The sequence below is a fragment of the Pseudooceanicola endophyticus genome (assembly GCF_018760365.1).
Taxonomy (GTDB): domain Bacteria; phylum Pseudomonadota; class Alphaproteobacteria; order Rhodobacterales; family Rhodobacteraceae; genus Pseudooceanicola; species Pseudooceanicola endophyticus.
The window spans coordinates 100,057-124,450 of the sequence record NZ_JAHIAB010000014.1; the positions used below are offsets into that span (position 1 = coordinate 100,057).

The window sequence follows — 24,394 nt, forward strand, 5'->3', positions numbered from 1 at the left end:
GCCCCGGGCCAAGAACGTTCGCCAACAGAAATCTACCTCAACAGGGAATTGATCACATGCAACGACAGACGTTCCAGCAAGACGCATTCGACATCGCCCGCCACAAGCTGAAGACCGGCCAGCTGAGCCGCCGCCAGTTCGTCGCCGCGCTCTCCGCCCTGGGCCTGAGCGCCACGATCCGCCCCGGTGCCGCCCATGCCGCCGCCAGCGAGATCGTGGTCTGCAACTGGGGCGGCGCCGCCATCGACGCCTTCCGTGACGCCTACGGCGCCCCCTTCACGAAATCCTCCGGCATCGAGGTCGTGGTGGATGGCGCCGGCCCCTCGACCGGCGCGGTGCGCGCCATGGTCGAGGCCGGCAACGTGATCTGGGATGCCACCGACGGCGGCATGACCGACGCGGCGGTGCTGGGCAAGGGCGGCTATGTCGATCCGATCGACTACTCGGTCGTCGACAAGTCCCGCGTCGGAGAGGGCATGGCGGCCGAATACGGCGTCGCCAACTACATCTTCTCGAACGTGCTGGCCTATGATGCCACCCAGACCGACGGCAAGGTGCCCGCCGGCTGGAAGGACTTTTTCGATTTCGACAAGTTCCCCGGCCAGCGCACCATGTGCAAATGGGTCCAGGGCCAGCTTGAGGCCGTGCTGATGGCCGACGGCGTCAAGCCCGAGGACATGTATCCCCTCGACGTGGACCGCGCCTTCGCCAAGCTCGAACCCTACCTCAAGGACATCATCTTCTGGGAAAGCGGTGCCCAGTCCCAGCAGCTGCTGCGCGAGGGCGAGGTGGTGATGGGCAACATCTGGCACACCCGCGCCAACCTGCTGCGCAAGGAAAACCCGGACCTGACCTGGACCTGGGAAAACCAGCTGATCTTCGCCTCGGCCTGGTCGGTGCCGAAGGGCAATCCCGCCGGCAAGGAAGTGTTCGAGTTCATCAACTCCTCGCTCCTGCCCGAGGGCCAGGTGACGCTGCTGCGCGCCATGGGCAACGGGCCCACCAACCCCGCCGCCCTTGCCCTGATGAGCGAGGAGGACAAGGCGGTCTATTCGCTGGCGCCGGAAAACCTCAAGGACGTGCTGCACGTCTCGGCCGCCTATTACGCCGAACATGACGCCGAGGTGCAAAACCGCTTCCTCGACTTCATCTCGCGCTGATCCGCACAGGGGAGCCGCCCGCAACCTCTCCCACCCGGAGGGCGCGCGGGCGGTCATCGAACATGTCGCATTTCCAACGCTGGGCCCTCGCGCTCACGCTGCCGGCGGGCGCGCTGATGCTGGCTTTCTACGTCTACCCGATCCTTCAGGTCCTGGGGCTGAGCTTCAGCGAGCCCACGCCCGGGCTTGGCAACTACGCGGAACTGGTCACCAACCCGGCGATCCGGCGGGTGCTGTGGACCACCGTGCAGGTGACGGTGCCCACGACGCTGATCACCGTGACGCTGAGCTACATCGTGGCGCTGGCCATGGTGCAGATGGCGCCGGGGCGACGGCGGCTGGCGATGTTCCTGGTGCTGGTGCCGTTCTGGATTTCCGTCCTGGTGCGCGCCTTCGCCTGGATCACCGTGCTGCGGCGCCGGGGCATCGTGAACTCCACCCTTCAGGACCTGGGGCTGATCCACAAGCCGCTGGCCCTGATCTACAACGAGCTGGGCGTGGTCATCGGCATGGTGCACTACATGATGCCCTTCGCGATCCTGCTGCTTTACGCCAACCTCTCCGACATCGACCAGAGCGTGATCCGCGCCGCCCGGTCACTGGGGGCGCGCCGCTGGATGATCTTCAGCCGGGTCTGGCTGCCGCTGTCGCTGCCGGGGCTGCTGGTCGCCGCGCTCTTCGTGGTGATCTTCTCCTTCGGGTTCCTGGTGACACCGGCGCTGCTGGGCGCAGGCCGGGTGCTGATGGTGGCCGAATACATCTCGGTGCAGATCTCGAACACGCTGAACTGGGGCGTGGCGACGGCGCTGTCGACCAGCCTGCTGGTCGCGGTCGGGCTGCTGGTCTGGCTGGCCACCCGCCACCCGGCCCTGCGCGCCGCCCTGGAAGGAGGCCGCAAATGAGCGATACATCCCTGGCCCTGCCCGCCGAAGCCCCGGCCCGCGCCAATCGGCGCGCCGGCCTGATGCGCAGCCTTGAAACCTGGGTGCCCCGGGTGCTGACCTGGGTGCTTCTGGGCTTTCTCTTCGTGCCGATGCTGGTGGTGATCCCGGTGGCCTTCACCGACCGCAGCTACCTGTCGATGCCGGTGGATGGGCTCTCGATGCAGCACTTCCGGGCGCTGGCGGACCCTTCGAAGGGCTGGATCGGCTCGATCCTGACCAGCGCGGTGATCGGCGTGGTCTCGGCGCTCAGCTGCACGGCACTGGCGGCGGCCTTCTCCATCGGGGCCTGGCTTCATGCCGGGCGCTGGCCCTCGCTGATGCGGGTGATCCTGCTGTCGCCGCTGATCGTGCCACCGATCATCTACGCGGTCGGCATGGTGCGGCTGTGGTCGGCGCTGTCGCTGCTGGATACCTGGTTCGGCAACATCATCATCCACGTCATCCTGGCGATGCCGCTGGCGGTGCTGGCAATCAGCGGCGCGCTTGGCAACCTGGATCCGGCGGTGGTGCGCGCGGCGCGCTCGCTTGGCGCGCGCCCGCCGATGATCGTCACCGGGGTCATCCTACCCAACCTGCGCGCGGGGCTGGCCGCCTCTCTGCTGCTCTCGTTCATCGTCTCCTGGGACGAGATCACCGTGACGCTCTTCGTCACCTCCCGCAACATCGTCACCCTGCCGCGACGGATCTGGACCTCGATCAACGACAATGTCGATCCGGCCATCGCCGCCATCGCCTCCCTGATGCTGCTGATCACCGTGCTGGGTCTGCTGGCCCGGCTGCTGATCTGGGACCGCCGCGGCGCCGAGAAAACCAACCATAACAACTGATTCCAAGAGGATAGGACCATGAACAAACCCACCAAGGTCACCGCCCATACCCCCGCGATGAGCGAGCATGAGTACAAGGAGGCGAAGTTCTTCCAGACCTTCGGTTCCGTGCCCACCCCCGGCTTCGACGACCCCGAGGAACAGACCCGCGTCTGGGGCCAGCCCTGGGGCTGCACCTCCGACATCGGCCAGCTGCGCACCGTGCTGATGCACCGCCCCGGCGCCGAACTGGGCGTCGTCAAGGACATGCCCATGCCCGAGATCGGCGGCTTCGGCGATCCGCAGGAAGGCTGGTACTGGATGGGCAAGACCCTGCCCGACCTGGCCGCGATGCAGGCCGCCCATGACAGCCTGACCGCCACCCTGCGCGCCGAGGGCGTGGACGTGGTGCTGGTCGACAAGCCCGCCGACGGCGCCATGAAGCAGATCTTCACCCGTGACAGCGTGATCTCGGTGCGCGGCGGGGCCATCGTCACCCGCCTGGCGCGCAAGGTCCGCCGGGGCGAGGAAATCGCCGTCACCCGCGCGCTTGCCAATGCCGGCTGCCCGATCCTGGGCACCGTCCATGGCGAGGGTGTCTTCGAAGGCGGCGGCTTTGCCCTGATCGACGACAAGACCGCCGTCTGCGGTGTCACCGTCGCCTGCAACGAGGAAGGCGTGCGCCAGGTCGAAAGCATCCTGAACGGCCTCGGGATCGACCTCATCAAGCTGCCGATGCCGGGCTACCGCATTCACATCGACGGCTCTTTCATGATGGTCGACCGCGAGACCGCGATCGTGAACATCAACGAACTGCCCTACTTCTTCCTCGACTACCTCAAGAAGCGCGGGATGCGCCTGATCGAACTGCCCCCCGAGGACAACGCCTTCTCGCTGAACTGCCTGGCGGTGAAACCGGGCCGCGTGATCATGCACGACACCCGCACGCCGCGCCTGGCCGACCTGATGGACAAGGCCGGGATCGAGATCGTCACGATTGACTACGAGGCGGTCGAACTGGGCGGCGGCGGCATCCACTGCTCCACCTCGCCGCTGGCGCGGGACGCGCTGTGACATGACCTTCCTGACCATTGACGGGCTTGAAAAAAGCTACGGCAAGGTCCGTGCCCTCGAGCGTATCTCGCTCGGGGTCGCGGAGGGGGAATTCGTCACCCTGCTCGGCCCCTCGGGGTCGGGCAAGACGACGCTGCTGATGTCGGTCGCGGGCTTCACCGAACCCACCGCGGGCCGCATCCTGCTGGGGGATCAGGACATCACCCGCCTGGACCCCGAGGACCGTGACTTCGGCTTCGTGTTCCAGGGCTATGCGCTGTTTCCGCACCTGAGCGTGGCCGACAACATCGCCTTTCCGCTACGGGTGCGCAAATGGCCGCGCGCCCGCATCCAGGCCCGGGTCGAGGAAATGCTGGCCCTCGTCGGGCTTGAGGCCATGGCAAGGCGCAAGCCCGCGCAGCTTTCGGGCGGCCAGCAGCAGCGCGTGGCGCTGGCGCGCGCGCTCTCGTTCGGGCCGCGCATGATGCTTCTGGACGAGCCGCTTTCGGCGCTCGACCGCAGCCTGCGCGACAGCATGCAGCAGGAGCTGAAGCGCCTGCACCGCGAGACCGGCGTGACCTTCCTCTATGTGACCCATGACCAGGAAGAGGCCTATGCCATGTCGGACCGCATCGCGGTGTTCCATCGCGGTCGTCTGGTCCAGTCCGGCCCCCCGCGCGAGATCTACGCGCGTCCCGCCAACAGTTTCGTGGCGGGTTTCATCGGCGGCAACAACCTGTTCACCGCGCGCCATGATCCCCATTCCGGAGAGATCGACCTGCTGGGCCGCCGCCTGCGGCTGGGCCACCTCGATCCCGGGCTGCATTGCGCCGACGGCAAGGTGACCGGCTGGATCCGCCCCGAGGCGCTGCGCCCCGGCCCCGCCGCCCCAGGCGAGCTGGAGCTGGCGCTCACGCTGGAGGACATCAGCTTTGCCGGCACCGGCGACCGGCTGTTCCTGCGCAGCCCCGACGGCCAGCCGCTGATCGCCAGCCAGACCTCCGGGCCCACGGGCCCGGCCTTCCGCCCGGGGCCGATCACCTGCGCGGTGCACCCCGACGACATCGGTTTCCTTCCCGCGAGGCAGACATGAAAGACCTGACACCCAAGCTGGGCCTGCGCCCGATCGCGCCGCCGCAGATTGCCCTGGATGACACCCGTCCGCTGATCCCCGAAGCGGTCTTTGCCGCCCGCTGCGATGCGCTTTACGCCCGCGCCGGCACCCGCTGGGTCGCCGTCTACGCGGACCGCGAACATGCCGCCAACCTGGCTTTCCTGACCGACTTCGACCCCCGTTTCGAAGAGGCGCTGCTGCTGCTGGGCCCAAGTGGCGAACGGCTGCTGCTGACCGGGAACGAAAACGTCTCGCATGTGGCGCTTGGCCGGTTGCCGGGGCTTGAGGCCGTGCTCTGCCAGTCCTTCAGCCTGATGGCGCAGTGGCGCGACAGCGCGCCCAACCTGTCCCGCGTGCTGGCCGATTGCGGCGTGCAAGCCGGCGACAGCATCGGCGTGGCCGGCTGGAAATACCTTGCACCCGTGGAATGGGACGGCCCCGCGCAAAGCTACTTCGTGCCGGCCTATGTGATCGACAGCCTGGCGCGCGCCGCCGGCGGCACCGATGCGCTGTCGGATGTGACGGCGGTGCTGATGAACCCGCTCGACGGGCTGCGCGCGATCCTCGATGTGCATGGCATCGCCCATGCGGAATGGGCCGCGCAGCGCTCCTCCGTGGCGGTCTGGAACATCGTATCCGGCTACCGGGAGGGGGACAGCGAATTTCAGGCCGCCGCGCGCATGGGCCATGACGGGCTGGCGATGAACGTGCACCCGATGTTTTCCTCGGCCGCGCCCGGCACGGCGATCCTGGGGATGCGCAGCCCCACCGCGCGGCGCACCGCGCGCGGCGATGGCGCCACCACCTGCGTCTCCTTCCCCGGCGGGCTGACCGCGCGGGCCGGGATGCTGGACAGCGGCAACGACGCCTTCCTGGAGGTCGCGCGTGGCTATTACGCCGCCCAGATCGCCTGGTACGAGACCGCCGGTCTGGGCACCAGGGGCGGAGAGATCGAGGCCGTGGTGCGCGAGGTGCTGGAACGCGCCGGCCTGCGTTCGATGCTGAACCCCGGGCACCTGACGGGCTATGACGAATGGGTGCATTCGCCGGTCTTCCCGGGCTCGGAACTGCCCATCGCCTCCGGGATGCCCTTCCAGGTCGATATCATCCCGGCGCCGCTGCCCGATGGCCAGGCGCTGAACTGCGAGGATCCGGTGACCTTCGCCGATGCCGCCCTGCGGGCGGAACTGGCCGCGCTTTACCCGAAGGTCGCCGAACGCTGCGAGGCCCGCCGCCGCTTTGTCGCGCAGGAGCTGGGGATCGAGGTCGCCCCCGACCTGCTGCTGATGTCGAACACGCCGCTGTGCCTGGCGCCGTTCTGGCTGGCCTCGGACCAGCTGCTGGCGCTGACCGACTGAGCGTTCCCGGGGGGCGGCCTTCGCCCCCCTACCGGCGCCGCGCCGCCAGCCCGGCCAGCGCCACCCCGGCCAGCACCAGCACCAGCCCCGCCAGGAAGACCGGAGACAGGCGGTTGCCCAGCAGCCAGACCGAGGAGGCAATGCCGATCAGCGGCACGCCAAGGGTAAAGTTCGACATGGCAAAGGCGCTGATCCGGCGGCCCTGCTCTGCCGAGATCACGAAGCAGGCCGAGGTCGCAACCGGGCCGATGAAGCCCAGCAGCACCAGAAGCTCGGGCGACCAGGTAATGCCATGCGGCGCGCCCTCGATCCCCCAGGCCAGCCCGGCCAGGGGCACGGTTGCCAGCAGCATCTGCCAAGGCGCCAGCGCCAGCGGCGAGGACACCCAGCGGTGGCGGCGCACATGCAGGATCACCAGTGACCAGCTGATCGCGCCGATCAGCAGGAAGGCCGCCCCAAGGCGGGCATCCGCGCTGCTCCAGTCGGTTTCCGCCGGAGAGCAGACCAGCGCCACCCCGGCCACCCCGGTCAGCACCGCCGCCAGCTGCGCCCGCCCGGGCCGGTCGCGGAACAGCAGCCAGCCCAGCAGCACGCTCCAGAGCGGGGTGGTATAGGCCAGCAGCACCGAATGGCTGGTGTCGGTCTTGGTCATGGCGATCATGCCCAGCCCGGTGAAGGTCATCATCTGCATCAGCCCGATGCTGCCGACGATGGGCATGTCGGCGCGTTTGGGAAGCCGCAACTGCCCCTTCGCGGCCAGGAAGGCGAACAGGCAGATCCCGGCAGAGCCGAAGCGGAAGGCCGCCAGCCACAGCGGCGGCACATTCAGCAGCGCGATCTGCGTCGCCGGCCAGCTGAGCCCCCAGAGCGTCACCATCGCCAGCAGCCAGAGCGGCGTGGTATTGGCCGCCACCGGGCGGCTGGGGGTCATCTCGGCAAGGGCCATGGCGATCATCCTGAAATACGTTTCGGGACAAAATGGCCGATGAGAGCCGGAAATTCCGGTCTAACCTCTTCCAGTTTTCACTCAAATCGGTCAGTTTTACCGAAATCGTGACCATATCAGGTGAAACATGCCCAACCCCGGGGTCAAGCTGGACGATGCCACCCTGCGCATCCTCGATGCGCTTCAGCAGAATGCCGAACTGAGCAGTGCCGAGCTGGCCGAGATCGTGAACCTTTCCGCCTCGCCCTGCTGGCGGCGGGTGGCGGACCTGCGCGATCAGGGGATCATCCGCGGCTCGGTCGTGCTGGCGGATCCGGTGAAGCTGGGGCTGCTGGTGAACGTCTTCGTCCATGTCACGCTGGACAAGCAGGACAAGGCGTCCCTCAGGGTGTTCACCGACGCGATCGAGGGCCGCCCCGAGGTGATGGAATGCTACCTGATGACCGGAGAGGCCGATTTCATGCTGCGCGTCGTGGTCGAGGATCTGCTGCGCTATCAGGAACTGGTGCTGGATTGCCTGACGCAGATCCCCGGGGTCTCCAAGATCCGCTCCAGCTTCGCGCTGACCCAGGTGAAATACACCACCGCCCTGCCGACGGCGCATCTGCGGGGCGCGCGCTAGGCGCGCCCCGCTGTTTTACACGGGACGATGGGCGGAGAACCGCAGCCGCACGTAATCGGCCATCCAGCCGGTCGCAGGATCATGCAGCGCATCCAGACGACGCACCGCATCGGCCTTGATCGCTTCGGCCTGCGCGACCTCCAGCCCCGAAAGGTAGGGCCCCGCGAAGGTGTCCAGCCAGCCCGCCATGCCCGCGGCAAGCGGCGTCTGGCGCCCGATCAGCGCGCAGGTGTCGACGGTGAAGCCCGCTGCCTCAAGCCGGGCGCGCTGCGTCGGGACCGAGGGGAAATCCCAGGGGCAGCGGGCGCGCTCCGCCAGGCCTGCGGCCTCCAGCGCGGCATGGAGCGCGGTGACCACGGCGGCCACGTTGCCGAAACCACCCTGTTCGACCACCAGCCGCCCGCCGGGGCGCAGGGCACGGAAGGCATGGCGCATCACCAGCCCGGGATCGCGGAACCAGTGGAAGGCCGCGTTGGAAAAGACGGCGTCATAGCCACCCTCTCCGAACCCGTCGTGGGCATCGCGTTCCAGCACGTCCAGCCCCAGGGCGCGCGCCGCCCCGGCCAGTTCCGGCGAGGGTTCCAGCCCGGTCACCTTCGCGCCCGCTTCGGCCAGGCGGCGGGTCAGCACGCCATCGCCGCAGCCCAGATCCAGGACCCGCTCGTCCGGCTGCGCATCCAGCAGCGCCAGCACGTCGCCGCCAAGCGCGGGCACGAAGCCCGCCTTGCCCGCGTAATCCTGCGCATTCCACACCTGTCCGGCGGCGGGGATTGTCCGTTCGCTCATTTCTCGTCTCCGTCCTTGCGCCCGTAGGGCAGCGTCACCTGCGCCCGATCCAGCGCGCCGTTTTCGGCAAAGAAGCCCACCATCGCCCCCGAGGCCGTGCTGTCCAGCGCCAGCCGCTCCGTGCCCATGGCATAGACGGTGATGCGGTAGCGATGGGTCTGGCCTTCCGGCGGGCAGGCCCCGGAATAGCCGTTGATCGAAAAGTCGTTGCGCGCGGCAACCGCGCCCTGCGGCAGCGCGCCCGCCTCCAGCCCGCTGGCCGATCCCGGAATGTCGAAGACCGACCAGTGCCAGAGGCCCGATCCGGTCGGCGCGTCGGGGTCGTACATGGTGACGATGTAGCTTTTGGTGCCCGCGGGCGCGCCGCTCCAGCGCAGCGCCGGAGAGCGGTTGCCCCCCGTGCAGCCAAAGCCCGACAGCACCTGCGCGGGGGCGATGCTGCCCCCGGGCGTGGCAGAGAGATCCGTCAGCTCCATCTGTGCGCGGGCGGCAGGGGCCAGCAGCAGCGCGGCCAGCAGGCCGGCGGTCGCGCGGGAAACAAGGCTGTGCATCTGGAAACTCCTTCTGTTCGTTCAGAAGGCCCTTCTAGCGGCGTCACGGGCCCGGCGTTGTGCCGATCCGCGCAAGCTCGGTGCCGTTCCGATCATTCTGCGGGCGACGCACCTGCGACGGGCTGAGGCCGAAACGGTCACGGAAGCGCAGCGCGAAACGCGACGGGGAACTGTAGCCGACCTCAAGCGCGATGCGCCCGACCGGAAGATCGCCGGTTTGCAGCAGGCCAAGGGCGCAGCTCATCCGGATATCGGCCAGCAGGTCCTGAAAACTGGTGCCCTCTGCCGCCAGCCGGCGCCGCAGCGTTGCCTCGCTGAGGGCAAGCTGCCCGGCGGCGGCCGCCGTCGTCCAGCCCTGATCGGGGGCCTGCACCAGCAGACGGCGCAGTCGCGTCACCAGATCCGCCTGCGGCGGCCCGAAGCGGATGTCGGCCTCGGCCAGCCACAGCAGCACCTCGCGCACGGCGTTCTCGCGCAGGCGTTCGGGCAGCAGCGGGTCCGACAGCGCGGCGGTGGCGCGTTCGAAGGCGGCAACGGCACGGTCGTCGCCGGTGGTGTGAAAGGCATCGCCCCGGGCCGGAACCTCCTGCTGGAGGCGCTCGATCGTCTCGGGGGCGACCAGCAGCGCGCTGGCACGGTAGGCGCCCTCCTCGGGCGGGTGGTTCTGCACCGTGTAGGGGGCGCCGGCCTCAAGGATGCCGATGCGCGCAGGCGTCAGTTCCAGCTGGCGGTGATCGCGGCGGGCGGTCTTGCGCCCTGCCCGCACCAGCACGATGATCGCCCGCTCCGAAACGAGAGAGCGGAATTCGGCGCGGCGGGACTGGCGCAGGTCGATGGCGGAAAGCGCGGACATGGCCTTCTCTTAGACCTGTGCGCCGCCCCGCCACAAGCACCCCGTCGCCCCTCTGCCCGGCATGTCCCGCCTGAAAGGCCCATCCTGCAGGGGCAACCGCCCGCAATCACGGACCTGACACATCCACGTTACATCGGGCGCCTAAGCGCGCAGGAACCAGATGAGTTCCGAACCATGACCCAAGGCCTGCCCCCCGCCCTGTCCGTCCGTGCCCTCGGGCTGAGCTACGGCGCCACCCGCATCCTGGATGGCATCGACCTGACCCTGCCCGCCGGAGAGGTGCTGGCACTGCTGGGGCCTTCGGGATCCGGCAAGACGACGCTGCTGCGGCTGCTGGCGGGTCTGCTGCGCCCCGATGCCGGACGGATCGAGATCGCCGGAAAGGCGGTCGCCGATCCGGGCCGGGGCCTCTTTGCGCCGCCCGAACGGCGCGGACTGGGCATGGTGTTCCAGGATTACGCGCTCTGGCCGCATCTGTCGGTGGCACGCAATGTCGCCTTCCCGCTGGAGATGCAGCGTTGTCCGACCGCGGAACGCCGCGCCCGCGTCACCCGCGCGCTGGAGCGCGTCGGGCTGGCCGCGCTGGCCGAACGCCGCCCCTCCGAGCTGTCGGGGGGCCAGCAGCAGCGCGTCGCCATCGCCCGCGCCATCGTCGCCGAACCGCCGCTGGTCCTGTTCGACGAACCGCTGTCGAACCTCGACCGGGAGCTGCGCGAGACCATGGTGGACGAAATCGCGGCGCTGGTGGCCGATCTGAAGCTGAGCGCGGTCTACGTGACCCATGACCATGCCGAGGCGCTGGCGCTGGCAGACCGGATCGCGGTGATGCGTGATGGCGGGATCGCCCAGCTGGCCGCCCCCGCCACCCTGATCGACGCCCCCGCCAGCGCAGGGATCGCGGCCTTCCTGCGGTTGGGCACGCTGCTGCCGGCCAGCCGGACAGAGGCAGGCTGGACCATCACCGGCAGCCGCGTCGCCCTGCCGGATCCACCGAACGCCCCCGCCGGGGCGGCCGCCCGGGTGCTGCTGCCCGAACGCGCCCTGGCCCCGGCTGCCACCGCCTCGCCCGATGCCCGCGCCCGGCTGGCCGCCCGGGTGCTGCGGGTGCAGGTGCGGGCCAGCGGCTTTGCCCTGACCCTGCGGCTGGCCGGCACCGAGCACGAGGTCGCGTTGCTCAGCCCCCGCCCCGCCGCCCCCGGAGACGACCTGGAGCTGGCCTTCGCCCCCGAAGCGCTGCGCTGGTTCCCCGCCACCGACGACCCCACCGACCATCCCTTGCCCTGACCGGAGATCCCGTCATGAAGCTTTCCCTGATCGCCGCCCTTCTGCTGGCCACCGCCACCACGGCCCGGGCCGATGTCACCGTCTATTCCGCCGGCCCCGGCAGCCTGATCAATGCCCTTGCCGCCGGCTTCACCGCCACCACCGGCACCAGGGTGAACGTTTTCCAGGCCACCACCGGCAAGATCATGGCCCGGCTTGAGGCCGAGGCCGCCAACCCGGTCGCCGACATGGTGATCTCGGCCTCCTGGGGGACCGCCACGCAGTTCGCCGAGGAAGGGCTGCTGCTGGATTACGACAGCCCCAATGCCGCCACCGTGCCCGATTTCCTGAAGCTGCCCGGTGCCGTGGCCGAGGGCGTCTCGGGGCTGGTGATCGCCTGGAACCCCACCTCGGGCACGCCGCGCCCGACCGACTGGGCGGACCTGGCCCGGCCCGCCTACAAGGACATGGTGACCCTGCCCGATCCCGCCGCCTCGGGCGGGACCTTCACCCTGGTCGAGGCCCTTCTGGCCAATGACCGCAAGGATCTGCTGGAGGATCTGAAGGACAATGGCGCCATCGTTGCCGGGGCCAACAAGGCCGCGCTGACCCCCGTCCTGCAAGGCGCCAAGGCCGCCGTCTTCGCCGGGGTCGACTACATCACCATGGATGCCGCCGCCAAGGGCGAGAGCATCGAGGCGATCTTCCCCAGCTCGGGCACCGTGATCGCGCCGCGCCCGATGATGATCCTGAAATCCTCGCAGAACGCCGAGGACGCCAAGGCCTTCTTCGACTACGTGCTTTCGGAGCCCGGCCAGGCCATGGTGGCCGCCGCCTACCTGATGCCCGCCCGCACCGATATCGAGGCCGACCGGCCGCTGATCGGCGACATGAAGCTGATGTCGAACGAGGGCGCACCGGCCCGCGACGAGGTGCTCTCGACCTTCCAGGGCATCTTCCGCTGATGGCGCGGGGCAGCACCACCGGGGCCGGCGGCAGCCGGGGATTCCTGTGGATCTCGGCCCTGTCGCTGGGGCTGGTGGTGGCGCTGCCCGCGCTGTTCGTCGTCCTGGTCGCGGTCTTTCCCGATCTCGGGCGCGGCTCGCTGGCCGCGCCCTTCCGCCCCCTCTGGCGGGTCCTCTCGGATCCGGCGCTGGCGGTGCTGCTGCGCAACACGCTGGTGCTGGGGCTGGGCACGGTGGCGGTCTCGGCGGCGCTGGCGCTGCCGCTGGCGGCGCTGCGGGCGCTGTTCCGGGTGCCCTGTGCCCGGGTCTGGGACCTGCTGCTGCTGATCCCCTTCATGATCCCGCCCTATATCGCGGCGCTGTCCTGGATCCTGACGCTGCAACCGCGCGGTTACCTGGAGCAGCTGAGCGGGGTGAACCTGGCGGGGCTGCTGTTCTCGGTGCCGGGGATCATCCTGCTGATGGCGCTCAACACCTTTCCGGTGGTCTATTTCATCCTGTCCCGCAACTTCGAGACCATCGGCGCGCGGTTTTCCGATGTCGGGCGGGTCTGCGGCGCCGGTCCCTGGCGCGCCTTCCTGCGGCTGACCCTGCCGCTGGCCACCCCCGGCATCGCCGCCAGCCTGCTGCTGGTCTTCGCCATGGCGATCGAGGAATACGGCACCCCGGCCGCCCTTGGCCGCCGCATCGGGTTCGAAGTGCTGGTCACCGGGATCGAGAACCGGGTGTCGGAATGGCCCATCGACCTGCCCGAAGCCGCAGGGCTGTCGCTGGTGCTGGTGCTCCTGGCACTGGCCGCCTTCGCGGTGCAGCGCTGGCTACTGGCGCGGCGCGACTACCGCATCCTCGGCGGCAAGCCCCAGCCCTTCCAGAAACGCCCGCTGGGCCGCTGGCGCCTGCCGGTGCTGGCGCTGTTCGCGCTGGTCGCGGGGGTGGCGACGGTGCTGCCGCTGCTGGCGATCCTGGCGGCGGCGCTCGGGCGGACGATCTCGGGCGGGCTGCGGCCCGACAATCTGGGACTGACCAATTTCGCCGAGCTGCTGGACCTGGGCAGCGGCGGGCTGCGGGCGCTGTCGCATTCGCTGAGCCTGGGTGTGGCGACCGCGCTGCTGGCCGGTGGGCTGGGGGCGATCACCGCCTATGCGGTGGCCCGCGGCGCCGGGCGCGGACGCGCGGCGCTGGATGCGCTTTCGCTGATGCCCAATGCCCTGCCCGGCGTCGTCGTCGGTGTCGGCATCATCCTGGCCTGGAACCAGCCCTGGCTGCCGGTCAGCCCCTACAACACGCCGCTGATCCTGCTGCTGGCCTATACCTGCCTGCTGCTGCCGCAACCGGTGCGCTATGCCTCGGCGGCGCTGCAACAGCAGGGCGACAGCCTTGAGGCCGCCGCCCGGGTCTGCGGCGCCGCCCCCCGCACCGCCTTCGCCCGGATCGTGCTGCCACTGATGACACCCAGCCTGATCACGTCGATGCTGCTGGTCTTCGCCGTCGCCTCGCGCGAACTCGTCGCCTCCCTGCTGGTGGCGCCGGTCGGTTACGAGACCATCTCGGTCTACATCTGGCGGCAGTTCGACCAGGGATCGGTGGGGCTGGGCATGGCCATGGCGCTTTGCACCATCGCGATCACGACGCTGATCCCGATGCTGCTGATCGCCCTGATGCGGGGCCGCCTGTCACCGGGCTGAGGCCCTAGTGATGCGGCGTCTCGTCGGGGCCGGGTTTCAGCACCAGGTCCTCGTGCTGGGGCACCGCCTGACGTTCGATCATCCGGTGCACGGCCGGGCGGCCTGCGCCGCGATGCAGCTTCACCAGCGCCTCGTAGCCTTCCAGATCGGACTTGGTGCGTCGCGCATTGTGGCGCAGGTAGTCGTTCCAGGTCGCGACATGGAAACGTTCGCGCCACAGGTCGGGGTTCTCGAGGTCGCGCATCAGCGACCAGTTGCGCGCTCCGTCGCGGATGCGCACCCGGCGCCGCCGCCCGATGGCGGCCAGGAAGGCGTCGATATCCTCCTCGGCGATCAGGTAGTCGATCAGGATCACGATGGGACCCGAGCGCGCCTGCAGATCCAGCCGCAGCTCGGGCTCGCGGAAGGTGTTCAGCGGATCGAGGTCGAGGCCGCCGAACTCTCCCAGGCGGAACCAGCGCCCCACCACGGCCCCCAGCAGAAGCAGCGCCGCCGAGACCAGCAGCGCCACGAAGACCGAATGCTGTTCCGCCAGAAGGCCCCAGATCCAGGCGCCAAGTGCCATGCCCCCGAAGGTAGCGGTCTGGTAGAACGAGAGGGCCCGGCCCACCACCCAGCGGGGCGTCGACATCTGCACTGAGACGTTGAACAGCGACAGCGCCACCACCCAGCAGGCGCCCGAGATCATCAGGCCAAGCGCGCTGACCGCGATGACCCGCCCGAAGGCCAGGATCACCATGCCGAGCGCGAAGCCCAGGAAGGCCAGCACGACGATACGTTCGTTCGCCAGCCGTGCCCTCAGGTGGCCGTTGATCAGCACGCCGCCGATGGCGCCCAGCCCGAAGAAGCCCAGCAGCAGGCCGTAGGTCAGCGCCGTGCCCTGCAGCACATCGCGCGCCACCAGCGGCAGCAGCGCCATGACCGAGGAGGCCGCGAAGCCGAACAGGCTGCTGCGCACCAGTACCTTCAGCAGGTGCGGCGACATCGCCATGTAGCGCAGCCCCGCCCCAAGCGCCTGGCCCAGCGGTTCGCGCGGCAGCCGTTCATCCCGCGCCGGGGCCTTCCACAGCCAGAGCGCGATGACGTTCGGGATATAGGTCACGGCGTTGAAGCCAAAGGCCGCCGCCGCCCCCGCCAGCGCCACCAGGAAGCCGCCGATCGCCGGCCCGACCGACCGCATCAGGTTGAAGCCCATGGAATTCAGGCTGACCGCCGCCGAAAGGTTCGGCCGGTCGACGATATCGCCCATGCTGGCCTGCCAGGACGGATTGTAGAAGGCCATGCCGCTGCCGATGGCGAAGGTGAAGCTGAGCAGCCCCCAGGGCCCCAGCAGCCCCGCCCAGGCGAAAAGCGCCAGCGCGCAGGACACCGCCAGCATGAAAAGCTGGGCCATCAGCAGGATGCGGCGACGGTCGAAACTGTCGGCCAGCGCCCCCGCCACCAGCGAGAAGGCCATGATCGGCAGCGTGTTTGACGCCTGCACCAGCGCCACCATGTCGCTTGAGCCGGCCAGCGAAGTCATCAGCCAGCCGGCGCCCACCATCTGCACCAGCCCGCCCAGGTTCGACACCTGCGAGGCCATCCAGAGGTTGCGGAAATTGGCGATGCCGAAAGGCGCAAAGGTGCGGCTTCTGGGTTCCATGCGTTCGCTCCGGCGACGGTGGCCCCGGACGGGCCAGGACGGTCGATGGCGCGCCGGGATCAGGGTTTAGGACAGTCGAACGCGGCCCCGCGGCTCGTGATCCTTCTTGTCTTGTCCGGGAATAACGCATGGAACGCGCAGGACTTTCAAGGCCCAAGCCCGTGCATTCCCGCACAGGCGCAGCCTGTGATCACAGCGCGGGCGCCACGGCGCCCGGCAGATCCGACCGGGCCGGACCCGACCCTTTCCGCCAGTGGCAATACGACGGGGGATCGTTGTCGGATGCCCCGATGATGACAGGGGGCGCCGGTTCCCAGACGCCCCTGCCCCATATCCATTTCATTCAGGAAAACATATCCTTGCAGGATGATCCTGAAGCAACGCCTCAGGGTCCTGCGGGATCAGCCCTCCAGCCGCTCGACGCTCAGGCGGACGCTGCCGCAGTTGTTGCCATAGGTCGCCCAGGCATCATTGGCATAGGCGTAGAAATAACCGCTGCGAAGCGGCGTGACATCGGCGCCGGCGCCGATGACGAAGGTTTCGTGCAATGCCGCACCGGCGCCGCCGCGCGCGGCGGCATCGGGCAGCTCTCCGTTGGCGATGGTGCCGATCAGGGCGAACCAGTCGGCCTCCTCGACCCGCTTGGTGAAGGGAATGTCCGCCTGCCCGTTGCCGGTCAGGCGCTTGTAGAGCCCCTCGAACCGGCCCAGCACCGAGGACGCCATCTGCACCGCCTCGCCCAGCTGGAAACTGCCGTCGCGGGTGCCGCCGGGCGGACAGGTGATGCCGCCGTCCATCCATTCGCCCTCGGCCACGAGCCGGTAGGTCGCGCCGGCCTCAAGATAAAGCCCGGTGCGGTTCCAGCGTTCCTGCGCGAAGACATCGACCGTGGCGTGCTCTCCGGCAGCCAGGCGGCGGGTCTTCCAGTAGCCGCCCTGCGCGAGCGGCGGGTTGCGGTGACGCGCCAGCGCGGAGGGATGCAGCGCGGGGCTGGCGGCGGCGAAATCCGGCACCGCCCGGGGCAGCGTCTTCAGCGCCTTGAACACCCCCGAGACGGAATCGTGCAGCTGACCGCGCGGATCCGGGCAGATCTGGTCGTCGAGCGTGTCACGGAAGCTCAGCCCCAGGGCGGCGGTCTCCTCCATCATCCAATGCAGCGCCCCGTCGGACAGCGCGCAGCGCCCGTAACCGCCCCCGACATCGGCATGGACCCCGGGAAACCAAATCTGCCGGACGCTCGGGCGATCCTCGACCCCGGTCCAGAGCGTCGGCGTGAAGCTGCGGCGGTGCTCGTCTATGGCCAGGGCATGGCGGGCATGGGCCACGATCGGGCTGAGCCTGGTGTCATGGAACCCGTGCCGCGCCGGGTCGTCCAGCAGGTTGAGCAGCGCCATGTCGTCGGGCACCCCAAGGGCGCCCACCGTGTCCCAGACGCCGATGCAGTGGATCGGCACCGTCTGCGCGCAGGGCTGGCCCGGAGCCACGCCGTGGAAGGGCCGCGCCCCCGTCGCGATCACCGGCTCGGCCTTTTCCGGGTCCTCGCGATAGGTGGCAAAAAGCGCGTGGATCGCCGACCAGATCGCGGCATCGGACATCTGCCCGGGATCCAGCAGGCCGCAGCGCGCGATCATGCCGCCCAGGCTGCGCACCGTGTAGGCGCCCCGGCTGAAGCCGAAAAGCCAGATCCGCGCCCCCGGCCGGTAATGCCGTGCCAGCCAGTTGTAGGCGCTCATGATGTTCTTATCGAGCCCCTCGCCCATGCCGCCCCCGGCGATGCGGTCCCACCAGCCGCCCTCGGTGCCGACACCGGGATGATAATAGCTGAGCTGCGATGCGCCCTCGGCATCTGCCGGGGCCAGCGCGTGGTATAGCTTGACCACATTGGTCGCCGCCGGCAGCCCGTCCTCCATCTGGTCCGGTGTATTCCAGGTGCCGTCGCAAAACACGATCAGGTGCATTCCATCCCCCCTTGGCCGCACCGGTGCACACCCCTTGCCGTGCCCGCCGGCCCTCTCTGTGCTGTCCCTTGGGACAGCTTGGTTTCCGCAGGGGAAGCTGGCAAGAAAACATGGACAGAGGCTGAGGCCGCCGCGCGGCCCTGCCGCCCCGGCGTGCAGCCCGGGGCCCGGGCGCGCAAGACCCGTGCAACGCGCCGGGATGCATGCCAGCCCGCTCAGGCTGGCGCGCCCCTCACTCCCAGCTTTCGACCCGCGCCAGCGGCACGAGGTCGAAATCCGGGGTCTCGCGGTCGATGCCCAGGGCCGGGGCCAGCCATTTCACCTGTTGCGCCGCCGCATCGAAGACCCGTTTTGGCAGATCCTCCGCAGGATCCTCGAGGATATCCAGCAGCCGTTGCAGCACTGCCCGGCCACGGGCCAGCACCGGCGCGGTCGCCCGTTTCACCCCGATGGCCTGAAGGAAGGCCACGATATCTTCGGCGGTGATGTCATCGGTCATCAGCGCCGCACCGATCCGGAAGGCCATGTCGTGACGCACATCCTGAAGGATCGTCGGCATGACGTCATAGACCGGGGCAAGCCCGGGCCCCTCCGGCCCGTGCAGGACGGCGTGGTTCTTGCCATGGGCATCGGTATTGCCAAGCGCAAGCCCCGCCAGCATCACCTCGTAAAACGCCAGGCGCGCCGCGCCGGGACGGGCCAGCTGATCCAGCACCCGGCCAACCGCCCGGGCATCGAAGCAGCGTCCGGCACTGCCGTAACGCTCGTACTTGAGCTGCTCTGGCAGCCCGAGCGCCTGGCAGAAATCCTCCTGGTGCAGGCGGTGGATGCCATGGGCCTCGATCCGCCGGTCGAAGCGGGTGACCAGCAGCCCGGCCAGCCCGTCGCATTCCAGGATCTCCGTCTTGGCCACCGGATGATCGGTCAGCCGCCCCATCAGCGCCATGGCCAGGTGTTCCTGCCGGACCTGCGGCTGGTCGGCGACGGTGGGCACCTTCAGGATATGGGTGGTCGGCGCGCGGCTGCCGGCCCTCGGAAGGGCCAGCCGCCCGTCCGCCAGCCGCGTGACCGCGATCTTGCTTTGCACCCCCGCCAGCGGCGAGGGATCCATGAGGTTTTGCGGCAGGCGCCGGTGCCGGGCCAGGGTGCCGATCAGCTCGGCCAGCTGAACCTCGGACAGGGCGTCGTAATCGGCAGCCAGATCCCCCGGCGCCTTGCCCGGCCCCGAGCCGCGCGGCACGCAGGAAATCGCGCCGGGGCAGTCGGCCCCCAGATGTGCCAGAAGACCCACGTAGTCCTGCGCGCCGATGCCGTGCTGCGCCATGATCTGCTCTCGCATCCGGTTCTCGAACAGCAGGTTCGAGAAGAAGGCCCGCGCCTGCGGATCCTCGTAGGGCTGTTCGCGCACCGGCAAGCCGATCGACACCGGATGCGGCAGGTGGTCCTGAAGATAGCGAAAGGACGTGCCCTGATCCTCCTGCCGGACAAGCCGCCCGACCGGAGCCTCGACCCCTTCGAGGAAGACATCCAGCTCAATCATCCCTGGGGGCCCTCCGTCATCAGCGGCAGCCCCAGATCACGGCAGACCTGCAGGACCAGGCCGATATGGGCGGTTTCCTTGCCATTCTCGATGGCGCCGACGGTGATCCGGGCGATGCCGACCTGTGCGGCGACATCCTCCTGCGTGAGGCCAAGCGCCTTGCGGCGACGCCGGATCGCCTGTCCCAGGTCATGGGCGTTCAGGATGCGCATCGGTTTCGGATCGGGGTCGGGCATGGCACTTCATCCGCAGTTCATGACAGTGATCGCTGACATTTTTGAGCAGATAGGCATTGCCCGCCCGTTTGTCAACGATCGCTGTCATTTTTCATGAATGCGGCGACCACCCCCAATATGACAACGATCATTGTCACAATGAACAGGCATCCCGCCCCTGCAACCGCCTAGCGCTGCCCGAACCGGGCCCGCGCGACCTCCGTCACGGGCATGTAGAAGCTGACCAGGTTGCCCTCCGGATCGCGCAGCTGGAAGGTCCGGTTGCCCCAGGGCAGATCCTTCGGCGGATGCACGACATCCAGCGCCTTCAGACGTGCGAACTCGGCTTCCAGATCGGCCACCTGAAGCTCCAGGATCACGCTGCGGTTGGCCCCCGCCTCGGCACTGCCCGGCGCGAACAGCGCCACCGTCTCTTGCGTGCCGAAGGCCAGCGCCACCGAGGGGGTGACGATCTCGGCAAAGACCGGGGCCAGCCAGTCGGCCTTGCGACCGGTGATCGTCTCGTAGAAGGCCACGAGGCCCTGGATATCCCGCGCGATGTAGCGCAGCGATGCAATTTTCATGATCTGTCCTTTCGCGCCGGCAACGGGCCGACCGGCCCAAGGTCTACAGGGGGGCTGCTGACAGCCTTGTGTCAGCAAACTGGCGGCGCCGGCGCGGGGCGCCCCCACGGCACCTGCCCTGAGTCCGCCGGGCCTGCGGGCCTGTCACGCCTTCGGGGCATGGGCGGGACGGTTGCGCGATGGGCCGGCCCGGGCCGCAAGCTGGCGCCGCCCGGCAGGACATTGCTCAGAACCCCCTCGCCGTGCTCCTCGCGCGGGGGGGCGGGATCTCTCAGGCGCGGCGCGCCGGGACGAAACCGGCGGAACGGGCCGCCAGCAGGAAGGCCTGCCGCGCCTCGTCGACCGATCCCATGCAGTCCATGGCCGCCTCGACCCGCAGCAGCGCCTTCTTCTGCGCGCCATCGGCCACCGGCCACTTGCGGCGCAGCCAGTGGTGCGCGGTTTCAATCGTGCCCACACGGGCCACGTCGTTGCCCTTGGAGTCGATCAGGGCGAAGGGCTCGCCCCAGGGAATATCCATCATGTCTGTTTCCTATGTCTGTTCATGTCTGTTCAGGGCGCGGCCTCAGGCCACGCCGTCCAGTTGCCGCCGCCCCCGGGGCCGTTACAGGGAGGTGCGTCAGGGATCGGAGCGTGATCATGCCCCGGCCACCCGGGCGACGCCGTTCCATCCCATGCGACGCATCGCCCCCGTCACGATGGAGAGGGGCAGACGCGATGCTCCGCCGGAACCGGGCGGGATCAACCGCAGCGGCTGCATGTTCAACGTGATCTGGCTGTGGCGAATCCTGACCGCCGTCCGACCCCCGCCGCAAAGCGGGGTGGCAGCGGCTGACGCGGGCCCGTTTCGAAACGAAACGGGCCGCGCCTTCGAGCGATCAGCTGTTGCCGTCGCGCTCGGTCGCCTTCCGAGCCGCCCTGAGGCGCGCCGTCTTCTCGGCCCGCGCCTGGGCTTCCTCAGCCAGCACCCTTTTGGCGCTGGCCGTGATCTTGTCGAGTTGCGTCTCGCCCGGGGAGCGGCGCGTTTCGGACGATTTCGAGGGCTTCAGCGGTTTCCCGCCATTACCGTCCTGGGACGGCACACCCTTGAGGATATCGTCCAGGGCTGGCTTCACGCCAGTTCCAGGTTGGTCGCGGATTCGCGCCCGTCACGCCCGGATTCGATATCGAAGGTCACTTTCTGACCATCGGGCAGCGAAGAGAGGCCCGAGCGCTCCACGGCGGAGATGTGCACGAAGACATCCTTGCCGCCGTTATCCGGTTGAATGAAGCCGAAGCCTTTGGTGGTGTTGAACCATTTCACGGTGCCATTGGCCATATCCGTGGTCTCCTGATAATTGCTGCCCGCAACATGCGGCAGCCCGGCAAAAGTCGATCCAAGTCGATCAACCGTAACCGCCAGGCGGAAGCAGAATGTCGAAGAGAAAAGCGTTAGCAGTCCCTACATGGGGCTTCGGGCGACCTTTTACAAGGACGAACCGCGCCGCGGCAAAACGCAATGCGAAACGCCCCGGTCGAATGGGCGCCCGCACAAGGGCGCGCGACCTCCCCGAGGCGTCCCCTGCCCCCTTGGAGCAAACCCCGGGCAACTCTTGTCCCGGAGGCTCCTTTTTATCACCAAATGCTCTCAATCCACCGGCAAGGCGCGCCGGAAATCTTGGCCCCGCTGCGGCAAGACGGCACAGTCCGCAGCCGAGGGGCCTCCCAACCGCAGCGCCGGCGGCCCCCGGAAAGGCTGGCCCCCATGTCGAGAGCAACGGCAACCAACGACCGCATGGAATACCTGCGCGTGCAGCAGGCGCAGACCGTCCGGGCCTCGATCCTGGACAAGGCGGTCGTCTCCGTCTCGCGGCTGACGCGCGAGACGCCGAACCACGGCTTCGTGGACCAGCATGCGCCCGAGGACGCCTTCATGCTGGCCTACCAGATGCGCGATTACCGGGGCGACCTTTGGGTCGATGGCCGCAATGTCGCGCTTGAGACGCTGCGCAAGGGCACCTTCAGCTTTTACGACTACAACCGCTCCTGGCAGGCCAACATGCGCTCGGCCTTCGACTGCGTGAATTTCCACGTCCCCCGCGTTGCCTTCGATGCGCAGGAAGAGGACCTGGGGCCGCACCGCATCGGGACGCTGGTGCCTGCCCCCGGCGCGAATATCGACGACCAGATCGTGCGCGGCCTGGTGGGGGCCCTTCTGCCGGCCTTCGAAACACCCGAGACCGCCAGCCTGCTGTTCCTCGACCATGTCGGCCACGCGCTGTGCACGCATCTGGCGCTGACCTATGGCGACCGGACCGTGCGACCGCCGACGCCCGCGCGCGGGCTGGCCCCCTGGCAGCTGTCCCGCGCCTGCGAAATGATGGATGCCCGGCTTGACGGCACGATCAAGGTGGCCGACATCGCCGGCGCCTGCCGGCTGTCGCCATCGCATTTCACCCGAGCCTTCAAGCTTTCCACGGGGATGCCGCCCTACCGCTGGATCACGCAACGCCGGATCGAACGGGCCCGCGACCTGCTGGACAGCAGCCGGCTGTCGCTGCAGGAGATCGCCCTGACCTGCGGCTTCCTGGACCAGAGCCACTTCACCCGCGCCTTCACCCGCACGGTCGGCACCTCGCCAGGCCGCTGGCGCCACGATCTGCGCAGCTAGACCGGCGCTTCGACACGCAGGCCCGCCATATCGCCTGCAACGGCTCTGGCTGAGGGCCATGCGCGCCCCGCCAGCGTTCCGGCGCCTCACTGATGAAGGCCGAAAACGCCCGGGTCGGATGGCCCTGATCTGCCAAGCCGCAGCGCAGCGCTATTTCCCCTGATCGGCATCACGCTGCGCAGCAGTTCGCGCGCGGGCGGCAAGGCCGCATTCCGTTTGCCGGCGCAAGGGGTCCTGCCGCAGCGCCCCCTTGCGCAAAGCCACCACACAGCCCGCTGCCTGCTGCTGTTCCGCAGCGGGCGTCCGGGCCGTACCAGGCGGCAGAGCGTTCGAACAGCGGACCGGTCCCGGGCTCATGGCCAGGCCCCGTGGCTATGCACCAGATGCGCACAGAGCGCCATGGCCACATGCCGCAACAGAGCCCGGGAGGCAGCAGGCGCCCCGAACAGCGGCACCAAAGCCGTTGCCAGATCCGCCACCACCGGATCGGAAGTGCCGTGCAGACACCGCAAGGTGCCCTCGCCCGTGCCCGCCAGTCGGGCGACATCGCGCAGCACCGGTCGGGGACAGACGAAGGCAACGGCCCGCAACGGGTGGCCCAGCAGGATGGAAGCGCCCTCCTCAAGGTCGATCAGGCAGATGGCGCGGGCAGGAACATGGCGCAGCGCCCCCTGCACGCCATCCGCATCAATTTCTGCATGCTCCGCCGCATCGAGGTAGAGCATCAGGAAATGGGCATCGGCGGGCGGAAGGACGACAGGACGGCCCTGCGGACCGGGCGCCGGGATCTCGAGCAGGCAGGCCGTGAGCGCGGCCCCGCCCGTCGGGACAATGGAGAGGACGGGCGCGGCGGGAAGGCCGAAGGCGCGTCCAATGTTGTAGGTCCCCTCGCCGGTCACTGTCACCTCGCCTCATCGCGCCCAGAAATCGTTCCCTGCCAGGGCGTTGCAAGCCCCTTCACGGTGATCCGGGGCGGCGTCCTCCGGGGGCCGGATACGTTTCCAAACATAGGGGTGTGCTCTGGCCGGGTCTTGTAGATTCCTGCCATCGCGGTTCGACAGGCCGCGACAAGAGGGCCACCCGTTCGGACCGGCCTGACCGCCGTGCGCACCGGGGCCGCCAAGCCCGCCGCCAGACCGATGGCTTGGCTGGGGGCTCGATTTCAACTCAGGCGTCCCACAGCTTCGGGCTTTAAAGAGGTTCGCCGCACCGCATCATAAAAAGGCAACCTCGAGGCTCTCTGAAGGCGAACACAATGATCGACAATCGCCCGTGAAGGGCCGAAAGAGCCTCCCGATTTGTCAGCCTCTCCGGAGGAAAGATCCTCCAGGCGTTGACGACTGCCGTCCCGATCGGCCTGGCGACCTTCCCGGTCACGCCGGCAAGTGTTTCCCTGGTATCCGTACTGGCCCTCGCGACCATTGCGGCACCTGTGGCAGCTGCCCTCCTGGGCACCCCCAGGCGGGTCGCCAGAACGCAGGAGGTCATGCAGGGCATCCTGCCAGTCAGGACCTTCGTCCATCTTGGGAAGGTCATCTTTCCGGCTACGCTTCTGGTCCTTCTGTGCCTTGCCTTCATTAGGCTTCTGAAACTGACGTAATATTCCTGCCCCCCGAAAGTGAGGCATGTTTGGCAGGCCGGCCAAAGATCCGAAAAATGACAGGAGAGACCTGTCGCCCGTGGATGATGTCCCGGCGCC

Annotated in this window: 24 protein-coding genes; 11 read left to right on the plus strand and 13 right to left on the minus strand. The window is 68.7% G+C overall.

Translation table 11 applies throughout. The annotated features are described in order from the left end of the window. Positions 1-56 precede the first annotated feature (56 nt). The 6 genes from KM176_RS20720 (at position 57) to KM176_RS20745 (ending at position 6,435) form a co-directional block, all read left to right on the plus strand. Positions 57-1,160, plus strand: coding sequence for an ABC transporter substrate-binding protein (locus KM176_RS20720; RefSeq protein WP_160896479.1), 1,104 nt, complete (start codon positions 57-59; stop codon positions 1,158-1,160). 62 nt (positions 1,161-1,222) lie between these two features. Further along, positions 1,223-2,062 carry an ABC transporter permease gene (locus KM176_RS20725; RefSeq protein ID WP_160896480.1) on the plus strand — a complete coding sequence of 280 codons (840 nt, stop codon included), beginning with the start codon at positions 1,223-1,225 and terminating at the stop codon, positions 2,060-2,062. Continuing rightward, positions 2,059-2,931 (plus strand): ABC transporter permease, encoded by an 873-nt coding sequence (locus KM176_RS20730; protein ID WP_202398037.1) that lies wholly within the window; start codon positions 2,059-2,061, stop codon positions 2,929-2,931. The genes KM176_RS20725 and KM176_RS20730 overlap by 4 nt, the downstream gene beginning before the upstream one ends. Before the next feature lie 18 nt (positions 2,932-2,949). After that, entirely contained in the window at positions 2,950-3,984 is a 1,035-nt protein-coding gene (locus tag KM176_RS20735; RefSeq protein ID WP_160896481.1) for a dimethylarginine dimethylaminohydrolase family protein, read from the plus strand. A 1-nt stretch (position 3,985) separates the two neighbouring features. After that, on the plus strand, positions 3,986-5,056 hold the full coding sequence (locus KM176_RS20740; RefSeq protein ID WP_160896482.1) for an ABC transporter ATP-binding protein: 1,071 nt from the start codon (positions 3,986-3,988) through the stop codon (positions 5,054-5,056). Beyond that, positions 5,053-6,435: a M24 family metallopeptidase gene (locus KM176_RS20745; RefSeq protein ID WP_202398039.1), complete on the plus strand. Its 1,383-nt coding sequence runs from the start codon at positions 5,053-5,055 to the stop codon at positions 6,433-6,435. The genes KM176_RS20740 and KM176_RS20745 overlap by 4 nt, the downstream gene beginning before the upstream one ends. A 28-nt stretch (positions 6,436-6,463) precedes the next feature. Here the strand turns inward: KM176_RS20745 and KM176_RS20750 are convergent, their stop codons facing one another. Beyond that, the gene (locus tag KM176_RS20750; RefSeq protein ID WP_236045403.1) at positions 6,464-7,381 is read right to left on the minus strand and encodes a DMT family transporter; all 918 of its coding nucleotides are present in this window, start codon (positions 7,379-7,381) and stop codon (positions 6,464-6,466) included. 127 nt (positions 7,382-7,508) lie between these two features. Here KM176_RS20750 and KM176_RS20755 point away from each other — a divergent pair, with 127 nt between their 5' ends. Then, on the plus strand, positions 7,509-8,003 hold the full coding sequence (locus tag KM176_RS20755) for an Lrp/AsnC family transcriptional regulator (RefSeq protein ID WP_160896484.1): 495 nt from the start codon (positions 7,509-7,511) through the stop codon (positions 8,001-8,003). Between the two features lie 15 nt (positions 8,004-8,018). Here KM176_RS20755 and KM176_RS20760 read toward each other — a convergent pair whose 3' ends face one another. The 3 genes from KM176_RS20760 to KM176_RS20770 are packed head-to-tail and all read right to left on the minus strand — an operon-like array spanning position 8,019 to position 10,193. Next, positions 8,019-8,789, minus strand: a complete 771-nt coding sequence (locus KM176_RS20760; RefSeq protein WP_160896485.1) for a class I SAM-dependent methyltransferase — start codon at positions 8,787-8,789, stop codon at positions 8,019-8,021. Further along, positions 8,786-9,340 (minus strand): YbhB/YbcL family Raf kinase inhibitor-like protein, encoded by a 555-nt coding sequence (locus KM176_RS20765; protein WP_160896486.1) that lies wholly within the window; start codon positions 9,338-9,340, stop codon positions 8,786-8,788. Before KM176_RS20765 ends, KM176_RS20760 begins: the two co-directional genes overlap by 4 nt. A gap of 43 nt (positions 9,341-9,383) precedes the next feature. Then, the gene (locus tag KM176_RS20770; RefSeq protein ID WP_160896487.1) at positions 9,384-10,193 is read right to left on the minus strand and encodes a helix-turn-helix transcriptional regulator; all 810 of its coding nucleotides are present in this window, start codon (positions 10,191-10,193) and stop codon (positions 9,384-9,386) included. Between the two features lie 174 nt (positions 10,194-10,367). On the opposite strand from KM176_RS20770, the gene KM176_RS20775 reads away from it, so the two are divergent. The 3 genes from KM176_RS20775 to KM176_RS20785 are packed head-to-tail and all read left to right on the plus strand — an operon-like array spanning position 10,368 to position 14,106. Continuing rightward, a complete protein-coding gene (locus tag KM176_RS20775; RefSeq protein WP_160896488.1) occupies positions 10,368-11,477 on the plus strand; it encodes an ABC transporter ATP-binding protein in 1,110 nt (369 codons plus the stop codon). A gap of 14 nt (positions 11,478-11,491) precedes the next feature. Continuing rightward, complete coding sequence (locus tag KM176_RS20780) at positions 11,492-12,421, plus strand: ABC transporter substrate-binding protein (RefSeq protein ID WP_160896489.1); 930 nt, start codon at positions 11,492-11,494, stop codon at positions 12,419-12,421. Then, positions 12,421-14,106, plus strand: a complete 1,686-nt coding sequence (locus KM176_RS20785) for an ABC transporter permease (RefSeq protein WP_160896490.1) — start codon at positions 12,421-12,423, stop codon at positions 14,104-14,106. The genes KM176_RS20780 and KM176_RS20785 overlap by 1 nt, the downstream gene beginning before the upstream one ends. A 4-nt stretch (positions 14,107-14,110) precedes the next feature. Here KM176_RS20785 and KM176_RS20790 read toward each other — a convergent pair whose 3' ends face one another. The 8 genes from KM176_RS20790 to KM176_RS20825 form a co-directional block, all read right to left on the minus strand. After that, the gene (locus KM176_RS20790; RefSeq protein ID WP_160896491.1) at positions 14,111-15,748 is read right to left on the minus strand and encodes an MFS transporter; all 1,638 of its coding nucleotides are present in this window, start codon (positions 15,746-15,748) and stop codon (positions 14,111-14,113) included. Between the two features lie 401 nt (positions 15,749-16,149). Beyond that, entirely contained in the window at positions 16,150-17,706 is a 1,557-nt protein-coding gene (locus KM176_RS20795; protein ID WP_160896492.1) for a DUF2235 domain-containing protein, read from the minus strand. A gap of 232 nt (positions 17,707-17,938) precedes the next feature. Then, positions 17,939-19,246, minus strand: coding sequence for a HipA domain-containing protein (locus KM176_RS20800; RefSeq protein ID WP_160896493.1), 1,308 nt, complete (start codon positions 19,244-19,246; stop codon positions 17,939-17,941). Beyond that, complete coding sequence (locus KM176_RS20805; protein ID WP_202398041.1) at positions 19,243-19,482, minus strand: helix-turn-helix domain-containing protein; 240 nt, start codon at positions 19,480-19,482, stop codon at positions 19,243-19,245. The genes KM176_RS20800 and KM176_RS20805 overlap by 4 nt, the downstream gene beginning before the upstream one ends. Before the next feature lie 167 nt (positions 19,483-19,649). After that, positions 19,650-20,045, minus strand: coding sequence for a VOC family protein (locus tag KM176_RS20810; protein WP_160896494.1), 396 nt, complete (start codon positions 20,043-20,045; stop codon positions 19,650-19,652). Positions 20,046-20,316: 271 nt separating this feature from the next. Further along, a complete protein-coding gene (locus KM176_RS20815; protein ID WP_160896495.1) occupies positions 20,317-20,568 on the minus strand; it encodes a DUF982 domain-containing protein in 252 nt (83 codons plus the stop codon). Between the two features lie 355 nt (positions 20,569-20,923). Next, a complete protein-coding gene (locus KM176_RS20820) occupies positions 20,924-21,160 on the minus strand; it encodes a hypothetical protein (protein ID WP_160896496.1) in 237 nt (78 codons plus the stop codon). Beyond that, entirely contained in the window at positions 21,157-21,363 is a 207-nt protein-coding gene (locus tag KM176_RS20825) for a cold-shock protein (RefSeq protein WP_160896497.1), read from the minus strand. The genes KM176_RS20820 and KM176_RS20825 overlap by 4 nt, the downstream gene beginning before the upstream one ends. Positions 21,364-21,789: 426 nt before the next feature. Here KM176_RS20825 and KM176_RS20830 point away from each other — a divergent pair, with 426 nt between their 5' ends. Continuing rightward, complete coding sequence (locus KM176_RS20830) at positions 21,790-22,695, plus strand: AraC family transcriptional regulator (protein WP_160896498.1); 906 nt, start codon at positions 21,790-21,792, stop codon at positions 22,693-22,695. Between the two features lie 353 nt (positions 22,696-23,048). Here the strand turns inward: KM176_RS20830 and KM176_RS20835 are convergent, their stop codons facing one another. Further along, entirely contained in the window at positions 23,049-23,600 is a 552-nt protein-coding gene (locus tag KM176_RS20835; RefSeq protein WP_160896499.1) for a hypothetical protein, read from the minus strand. Positions 23,601-24,394 lie beyond the last annotated feature (794 nt).